This window comes from Flavobacterium sp. 9AF (assembly GCF_902506265.1).
Taxonomy (GTDB): Bacteria; Bacteroidota; Bacteroidia; order Flavobacteriales; family Flavobacteriaceae; genus Flavobacterium.
Genome location: NZ_LR733580.1, coordinates 1 through 10,505 on the forward strand (window position 1 = coordinate 1; position 10,505 = coordinate 10,505).

Sequence of the window (10,505 nt, forward strand, 5' to 3'; positions counted from 1 at the left end):
CAATCTACCATGTCTACCATAATCAACAAAATAACCCTTTACATAAAATTGATTGTCATTAAATTTTTCTCCATTACTTATTAAATCAATAATAGAGACATGATCTACATGCGTTTTTAAAGCTTTCTTTTGAGAAAAAAGGTTTAGTGCAAATAAGAATAATATAAAAGTGTAATAAATCTTTTTCATACTTTTTTATTTATGATAATAATCATCTCTAGGATTAAATTCAGGAATAAAGTAAAAATCTTCGGGCTTACCTCCTCGTGTTTCGTCATATATATTAGGTAGTATTTTTGGAAATATGTTTGGATATATTTCATTCTTTCTCGTTGGACTCAAAGGGTCACTAGGAATTTTTTTGTCTATGGGGACTTGAGATCTACTACTCGGTGACCCTACAGGATCAGTAACAATTAATTGACCATCTGGAGTCACTAGATAACTTGCAATCTTAACATTTTTAAAATAACCATAATTTGCAGCACCGTCACCGTAAGTCCCGTCTAAATCATTATCAGAATATTCATTATCAGAATATTCATTATCAGTTTTTACATGTCTAGTTCCTTTCCTTCCCGCTCTATCCCAAGCGTGAGTATGAATTATTCCGACTAATTCAACATTGCCAAATTTAGAAAGTTCATCAAAATCTGGAACATATATTGAGCTTACCCTTTCTTTATAAGGAACGCCATATTTACCTATTCTTTTTTCTCTGTAAACATGACCAGTTGGAATTGTATATGAAAAACTACCATTTTCGTTTTTATATATTAAAGCTCCTAACTCAACATTTTCAATTATAGAAATACTATTATAATTTACTGCAAAATCTTTAGCAGCGTCATCAATTGAAGCAAATTCATCACCAGGCCCCATCACTTCATTTCCATCAGGATCAATAAAATATATTGGATTATTCAGTGAATATGCGTAAGGCGTAATGCTTACATACTTCTCTACCAATCGATCCATATTCATCCAACGTCCTAGAGCAGGGTCATAATTCCTTGCTCCATAATCGTAGAAGTTAAGCCCTAGTTCGTCTTGGTATTCTTTACCGTTATACTTATACTGATAAGGAGATTGAATCGTAGGTGTACCACCCTTTAAAACGACATCGTCATTGGCATTTTTTTGATACAATAATTGGTCGCTATTGTAGTTCGTATGTTTTAATCCAAAGGCATAATAATGATTCTCTTCCATTATTTTTATACTTTGCGTATCTGGGTCTACTCCATAACTTACGCGTATATTTCCTAAATGGTCGGTATAATTAAAAACATAGTTGTAATTATTTACCCCATGATTATCTACCACATTTACATAACCTTCTGCATGTGGGAAGAATTGCAACATACTTCCCTTGTATTGAAAACCACTTAAATATTCTGTTTTGATTACGCTATTCTCACTCACTGTTTTTACTACTTTTTGTCCTACAGCATTGTAAATATATTCAATTTTATTATTTGTTAGAAAAAAACCACTCCTTAACAAAGTGGTTTTATTTTATTTACACTTTGTGGGCACGGAAAACATTTCCGCGCTATCGGAGTATCACTAATTCTAATACACAAGGTTGTCTTTTTTACCATTTTTTCCTTTTTAAGAACTTTAAACATAAAAAAAGATGAACTATATAGTTCATCTTTTTTACAATTATTTTTCATTTACTATTGATTATCAATCAATTAAAAACTCATAAACCATCCATCACTAAATCTAATACATTACCCAAGAGTGGTTTTTTTATTATTTATAGCTCAAAAGTGAGGACACTTTGCGTAGTTAGAGTTTTTTATTATAAAATGTGATATAGGGGACTATTCTCTTTCAAACTTATAAAAATCCCCTCCACTCTTTGTACAATTTATAAATATTTCATCAGGAATACTATCTTTAAAACTAATTTCTGTTGTTAAATTACAATTTTCACCTGATTTAGGAAGAATTAAAGTATTATCAGATATTTCAATTGAATCTTTATAAATTCCTCCTAAATAATAATATCCGATTTTATCATTATTAGAAGATTTATATATAATCAATCTACTATTAGCTCTTTTACTGTCTTCATTTAAACCACTAAATGTAGTTAAAAATAAAAACTTTATTTTACCTTTTTGATTATTCTCAATTTGTCCAATATATGATATTTTATATTCTATAAATTGATTTTCAAGTAATATTCTGAATAAATATTCTTGACCAATTTTATCTTCACTTAAAACAAGTTCTTGGATTTTCTCTAGAAAATCTTTTTTTGCTACAGTATCCTTTTTTTTGCTACAACTAACAATAAAAAGAATGAAAGTTAATATAATTAATTTTTTTTTCATATCTAATAATCACATGAAGTTGGTTTTTTTGATTCATTTACCATAGTTTCTACATATCCTTGATAACCTTCAACACCTCCACCATTATAGCTACCAGCAGCTGAATTCCATCCTTGAAATGTATATGTTTTTTCACCAGTATCCTTATTATATGTTACACCTCCTCTAAACCCTTTTGTTGCTAAAAATCTTATACCTAAATATAAAGATCTATTTGTATTTGGTGATTCAGAATTTGACAAACCATAAGCAGTCTTATAAGCCTTATAGTCTCCTGGGTTATTAGCTGTCATTATATCATCCACACCAGTAGTCCCATTATGAGATTCTTGAATTGCTATTGATTTTACTAGAGTAGGATCAAGATCTGGAATTTCAGAAGATACTTCTTTCGGAATTGCGGCGCCTCCTTCTGTGTAAAGCTGCAGATTTCCATTATTCTTAGTCTGATTAAACAATCCTGTTCTTGCAGCTATTATATAATCATTCTCTTGATATGAAGCACCTGTAGTATTTTCTCCCGTTTGTGTCCTTTCTTGGATAATGTTTGGCATTGAAACTTCTGTCCAACCTGAAGAACTTTTCGTAGGATGTTGAGCATTACCTGAAGATTGAATAAATGTTTTAAATTCACTATCACTTTTAATTCTATGAACTTCTTCACCATTAATATTAAAATATACTATATCATTTGGAGCCATACCATCAGGATCAATAAATCTTACTGGATTATCAAAAGCATAGTTGTATGGTGAGTGCCTTCTCATTTGTTCTGCTAATGGATCCATATTCATCCATCTACCTAAAGCAGGGTCATAATTTCTAGCTCCGTAATCGTAGAAGTTAAGTCCCAACTCGTCTTGCAACTCCTTACCGTTGTATTTATACTTCTGTGCTACGGCATTTGCTGTAGCTAAGTTAAGTAAATTATTAGAATCTTTATGTTTTAACCCAAAGGGATAGTAATTGTTCTCTTCTACTATTTCAGTATTTGGATTTACTCGTTTAATACTTACATCATCAAACCAAACGGTTCCGCCACCATTATTATCGATACGCAAATTAATTTTTTTAATATTTGGTTGCACTAACACTTTCTTTTCCAGATAAACCCAACGATTTTTTTGAGTGGTTCTCACATAATCTACTACTGTGGAATATTCTGTTTCGGTATCTGTTTTTTCAAATAAATATATATCGACACTAGGGTTGTCACTATACACCCATCCAGAAAATATGTATTCTGTAGGTTGTGTTATATTAATAGGTATCCAAGTGTTACTATGTACATACAACTCACCAGTAGTTAGTTTTTCTATTTTACCAGATGCATTACTACTATGCTTTTTTGAAGTATCATAAGCCGTTACTGTTTCCCCATAAATGGCTCCAATACTCTCCCAACCACTACCATTCTCAAAACCATCATAGAATAACTCTGTTGTTCCTGAGGTAATCACACCATCATTATTTGAGTCGGCATACGAGAGTCTTACATTTCCTAAGTGGTCTTTGTATTGAAAAACATACGAAAACACTCCTGAATTATTGGAAACATAACCTTCGGGTTGTGAAAAGAATTGTAGTACATTATTTTCGTAAATATAATTCCCTACATAACTGGTGGTTACTGTTGGATTGGTACTGGTTACTACTTTTTCCACTTTGGCACCCATAGCATCGTATTTATACTCTATTTTAGGTGCTCCTGGTTGATTTGCAAATTCTATTTTTGTGGGTAAATTTAAATGGTTGTATGCAATGGAAGTGATTCCTTTATTTTTATCTACAGTCATATTTCCATTATTATCATACACATAATCATCACCTACTGTATTGCCGTCTCTAAATCCTTCCACTCCATAACTAGTAAGCCCGTAATTGTCTTTTACTCCTAATAAACGATTGCCATCATATGTATACGTTAAATTATCAATCCCAGCACCATAATTGGGAATCGTAGCATGCTGACTGTTTCTATATAAATTCAATATATTACCATTTCTATCATAAGAGTTGATTGCCTCATAGTACTTATTATTCACTACATCATTCTCAGCGCTGTAGGCATTATTCAATCTGTTTAACGCATCGTATTTATAATAATAAGATTTTACTTGTGTAGTGTTGTTATTAGTAGTCCAGTTTACACTACTAATATTTCCATTGTACAATGCTTCTCCAGGTTGTCCTACAGACGTATAAGGACTATCTTGCTCGTTGTAATTTAAATGAAACGCAAACAAATCATTCCCTAAATGTGCTGTATTATTAATGTCTTTTAACCAACCTCTGACATTATAGGCATAGTCTACCTCTTGCAAAGGAGTCGCTTCTGAATTTCCAACTGACTTCTTAATTAACTGACCCAATTCATCATAGGTGTTTTTAGTTATTAATTGCTCCGGTTGGTTGTTGATTTTTTGTATTTGGGTTAACAAACGATCCGCATGGTCATACGTAAACGTATCTACTATGGTAGTCGATGTTCCGTTTTTAGTATGCGTGGTTTGTGTTTTTAAAACTTTCCCGATAAAATCCAACTTCGATAAGGTCCAATCTTCCGATTGTTGGTATTCATTCTTTACGTGCGTTTCCCAAGCCCTACCTTTAGAATCGTAATAGATAGCAGTTGTAATCCATTTATTAACTCCTAATACTTTTACCCTACTTACCGTAGGTAAACCTTTTACATTGGTTACAGCGGTCATTCCTTCCCAAGTACCTGATCCATTCGTTGGATTAAATGTTACTTGAGTACCTATCTCGTAATTATCATAATACTGAACTGTCAAGACTTCTATTTCATCAATACTAGAAAAATTAGGAAAGGCATTGTTACTATAATACATAATCGCTCCTGCAAAGGTAATAGGGTTTGCCAATTTGTTTTCAAACCAAATGGGATTAGTTTGATTATTTACACTATTTTGAACCACTGCTCTGGATTGATTAGGCGTAGGGTTGCTCCAAATACCTGTATATACTACACGTCCAAAAGCATCATACTTGGTAAACAACCATTTGTTTTGGGCTTTTAAATTAGCATCTTGCGTTAAGATAGGACGATCTAATTTATCATACACAATGTACTCCCAGTCTTTTCCCGGTAGTTTTTTTTCTACTAATCGATTGCGTGAATCATATTTATATTGGTATCCTAATTTATTGATATCATTCAAACTTACCGTTGATGGAGAAGGTCCTGTAATTGTATTTAAATCAACAGTATAATCCATGTATACTCCGTAGGCAATAGTACCATCACCAGAAAAGTATAGTTTACCATTTTGAATGTAAGCACTATAATGTGCGTCCGAATAAGTTCCGTCTTCTAATTTAATTGTCACAGGGCCTAATTGCATATCAGGAACTTGAGGACTAAATAGAATTGGCAAAATGAATGTAGAAGTATTTAGTGGACTTTCAGGCCCTTGATCATAATTTTCAAAATAAAAATAAAAATATCTTCCTCCGTAAATTTGATAATACCCTTCATTTGCTTCCGAAATATACCCAGGAGCATAAAAACTATCCAAATCATAAAAACTTTCAGATTGATTCTGCCATATTTGTTGCTCTAAAGGGTACGTATTAATCTGAGGCGATAAGACATAAGATAAATTACCATAATCATCATACACATAATAGGTATCGTGCCATTTGTTTTGATTATATGCCCTTTTTAAAACAACCTGACCTTCTTTATTTTTAAACTCTTCTGTGGTATGGTCATGTATGTTGGTTTGTGTGGCTAACCAATTTTCATCCTTAGTAATCGTTTTATACAACTCGTTCGCATTATAATATCCTAAATCACTTAAGGATATATCATACAAACTTGTAGTACCATTCCATACTGTAATGGCTTTATATAATTTTACTTCATTGGTCGCATTGGTCTGGAAATCAAACTTGATTTCTTTACCACTATTCATCGCCCAAGCATTTCCAGGAGCGGCTTGTTTCAAAACACGGTTTAATGGAGAAGGCTCTAATTCTTTTTCACTAAAAGGATTAGAAGTAGTTTCAAAATTAGGATTACCTGTTAACATCATATTATTAGAACCGTAAAAATTCATTACTTCATTTTGCTTGATGTCTAATGAAGGTATTGCTGATGATATAAAAGGTAAATATTCTTTAGTTTGACGACCTAAATTGTCATACTCAAAATGAGTAACAATATCTTTACCGCTAGATGATTGTTTATGATTAACTTGCTGAATTGGGCGACCTAATCCATCAAAATATGTTATGGTTTCACTCTTATCAGCTATTCCAAAATTAAAATCTTTAATGAAATTTAAACTAAAATTAGTTGTAAATTGTGGATTCGTTCCTGTTTGATAAAACACTAACCATTTATTCTCTATTTTAGCACTATAATTTGTATTATTACCATAATTATCTTTAATCGTACCTAAAACTACATTGGGAACATTTGAAGTTGTATTTATATAATAAATCTGACCTAGTTTTAAACTATTGTTTGTTGCCCATGAACCATTAGCAGATAATGTAACCGTCCCGTTACTTATCGAAAGTGACGCACTACCACCTCCCGAACCTGTACTAGCTCCATTAGCATCACAAAATAAATTAGCAAAAAGTGACGAACTTGTATAATTAGTACTACCTCCAATAACAGCAGTTAAATAAGTGTTTATACCTGTTATACCTGTGGTGGTTAAAGTGGAATAAAACACTAAATCATTGTTTACTATTTTTGCGGCATAAATCGTCTGATTTAAACCACTAATATCATAAATTGGACCTAACTCTAAATTTGAAATTGACGGAACAATACTCAACGATTTAATGTTACCTAATTTTAGATTATTATTAGAACCCCATGAGCCACTAATTGCAATATTTAGTATGTTATTCGTAATATTAACTGAACCGCTCCCTCCAGCCGAACCATTGTTAAATAAATCACCCGTACCTAATGATTTACTAAAATTTTGATAAGAACTAAAAAATTCTTTTTTAAAAATGGTAGTTTTAATATAATTCTCATCTTGACTTTGTCCAAAAATCAAAAAAGGAAATGTGATCAGTATGTATAATAATTTCTTCATTTATACCTTAATTTTTATAATGATATTCATTTTGACTTAGTATATGACCGTCTTTATCTTTAACATATTCCAATCTATTAAAACCATCATAATGATATGTCGTCTTATATCCTTTAGGATCAGTTATAGAAGTAACTCCAACCAAAGGCTTATAAGTATAAGTCGTTACCATAGCATTAGGCAATGCATTTCTTAAATTATTTAATGCAGTAATCAGACTCGCTTCATTTATACCATTAGATAAACTTTGTAAATTAGCAACATAAGGCTCTACTTGTGAATAAGTAGCATTTTCTACCTTAGCTATAGGTAATGAATTATTATATCCCCAAATTACAGCTGTTGTAAGATCGTTCCTTTCTGTAAACTGCAAAACATTTCCTTTATCATCGTAAAAATCATAAGTTTGTATTGTTTGACTTGTTTGAACAAGATCTTTTCTTTCTTTTACTTGAGTTGGAAGAATTAAATTAAAATTAGACGATTTTTTTTCATAGACTATCTCTCTAGATGAGATTAAGTTGTTATTACTATAAGTTTCCGTTTTTAAAGGAATTCCTACCATGTTTTCATTTATCATAGAGGTATGATTATATTCATCTGCATAATAATATTTTTTTAGCAATTGAAAATTTTGAGAACTAGTAACACTTTTAGAAGTTAGCTGTAAATGTGCGTTATTATAATCATATGATGCACTTTTTTTAATTTTTTCTCCATAGAAAAATTCCTCAATATCTTCTGACAACAACAAATAATTCTTTCTATCATATTGAATATTAAAATCAATAACCGCTTGAGGAGAAACTGAATATGGATTGAATGATTGAATAGCTTTTTTAAATGATCTTGATTTGTTTTGTAGAATTATTTCTTGATAATTATACTTCTCTTTTTTTAAAATATTATTAAATTTATCGTAATAATTTATTTCTTTTATTTTACCTCTCTTTATATCTTGATCAGCATATATTCCTAAATACATTGGACTATTCTGTAAAATTATACTATTTGCTGAAGTAGTAGGATAAAGATTTTCAAAATCATTTGGAGAGAAAAATTTTTTTTCGACAAATCCATTATCTTGCTCACTTTCTACAACTCTGCTATAACCTACAAAGGCTCCCTCTGTTAATTCAACATTTCCTTTGGATCTTAAATACTTAACAAATATTTGGGAATCATTATAATTTGTTGTAACTAAATCTGAAAATCTTGGAACATTATTAATATAACCTGAACTATTACCATTTTCATCTATATATTGATAATTATATTCCTTAACTATTGAGTTAGCTTCTTTAATTATTTGTTTTTTAATTCTTGCTCCCCCTCCTAGAATAGTTTGTCCAAAAAAATTAAAATCATTGGACTCATACACAAACTCATTAATTGCACCTGAAGGATTCTTAATCTTCTTCAATAGTCCTGATAAAGAATTATTATTTGCATTTAATGACAAATAACCCTCTAAAACTTGAGAATTATTTACTGGAAAAGGGGTTATTGAATTATTATATCTATTTTCAACAAAATATAGTTTTGGCAATGCTCCACTCAATATTTGTTGATTTAAATTAAATCCATTATTATTATAATAACCAAGATAATCAACTTCTAAAGATTCTCTTGATGGTAAATTTGTAACATCTTCATAACCGAATGTATACCAATTATTAAAAACTATTCCATTTTCATCAATTAAATCTATTGAAGATAGTTTTAATCTTTTAGTTAAAAATAATGGAGAAGAAGCAAGTACAGGATTTGATTCGAAATAAGTATAATTAAATACAAACTTCTTAATTACTGTTCCTACTATGGAATTCCTCACAATTATTTCTGACAAAGCAAATTTATTATCTGCATCTTGTCTATTATAATCGTATTTAAACTCTACTACGCCTTCGTCCCATATAATTTTCTCAATATAGTTATAAATTACATTTCTTGTATGCAAACTTCTTTCTTGATTTAGGTTATTAGCATTAGTAGAATTATATTCTTGACCACCTAAAAGCCTATTTATATCTAGGTTATTGTTTAATTGAGTTGAATTTATATTTTCTTCACTATAAAATGTATAATCTAAATACTTCCTAACATATGAATCAGAAAATTTTTTATAAATAAAATTAACATTATGATTCTTATTGTCAGATATTTTATCTAAATTCCATGTACTTTTTACTAAATTATAATTTTCTTTCACATATTCAATTAATGAATACTTCATCAGATTCATATCAGCCAATGGAATATCTGTATTTATTATTTGGGGGCAACTAACACTTAAATCATAAGTAGAAAACTCATACTTTAAACCTGAAGAGTTAGTCAAAACAAAAGACTCATAATCTTTCGCTTTACCTTTTAAAAAAGTATAATTATCTTGAGTCATATAATTTTCAATAAGACTTGCTAAGTAAGGCACATTATTATAAACTTTTGGGAAAATCCTATTAACTCCCAACCAAATTAAACTATTATAATTGTTCAATTCATCACCAAAATTAGTATAATTACCTGCTAAAATTCTATTTGCAGGATTATTGATATCTTTAATTGAAATATCATTTCCAACTCTTTCAAAAATGAACTTTGAATTTAAACTCGGAGCTGAACAAAAGAATAGATCTGGCAACCCATCTGTGGTTATACTTGGATTATTATAATTTACAACAGGATAGTCACTCTGATTTTTTAAAATACCTGTTGAATAAACATAACTACCACCAGGCATAAAAGGGTCATTAGTCATTCCACTTCCATTTATAACTCTTTTTATAGTAATTTCATTATCATTAATATCTCTTGTCATCTTTGTTAAATAGCCTCCAGCTTCTAAAACCCAACCTAAACCAACATTAGACGCTTCCTCTTCAACTTTTATACCATTAGAATTATATCTTAAAGATATTGGGACTTCAATATCCCCACTTTTAATATGAAAAAGAGGTATGTCTAAATTAAGTTTGCCAGTGTACAAACTCATTGGAATAAAATCAACTTTCATATGTTGAGTAATCTCAGGAGAAGCATAAATTTTATTTAAATTTAATGGATTCATTTC

The 10,505-nt window shown here is 30.2% G+C and carries 5 protein-coding genes; all 5 read right to left on the bottom strand.

The genetic code is table 11. From position 1 onward, the window contains the following. Window positions 1-189: hypothetical protein (locus HALO113_RS15535; protein WP_159780005.1), on the bottom strand; the 189-nt coding region annotated here is incomplete at its 3' end. A 6-nt stretch (window positions 190-195) separates the two neighbouring features. After that, window positions 196-1,506 (bottom strand): RHS repeat-associated core domain-containing protein, encoded by a 1,311-nt coding sequence (locus HALO113_RS15540; protein ID WP_159780006.1) that lies wholly within the window; start codon window positions 1,504-1,506, stop codon window positions 196-198. A 326-nt stretch (window positions 1,507-1,832) separates the two neighbouring features. Further along, window positions 1,833-2,348 carry a hypothetical protein gene (locus tag HALO113_RS15545; RefSeq protein ID WP_159780007.1) on the bottom strand — a complete coding sequence of 172 codons (516 nt, stop codon included), beginning with the start codon at window positions 2,346-2,348 and terminating at the stop codon, window positions 1,833-1,835. A gap of 2 nt (window positions 2,349-2,350) precedes the next feature. After that, complete coding sequence (locus tag HALO113_RS15550; RefSeq protein ID WP_370519393.1) at window positions 2,351-7,432, bottom strand: DUF6443 domain-containing protein; 5,082 nt, start codon at window positions 7,430-7,432, stop codon at window positions 2,351-2,353. Between the two features lie 7 nt (window positions 7,433-7,439). Then, window positions 7,440-10,505: RHS repeat domain-containing protein (locus HALO113_RS15555; RefSeq protein ID WP_201297671.1), on the bottom strand; the 3,066-nt coding region annotated here is incomplete at its 5' end.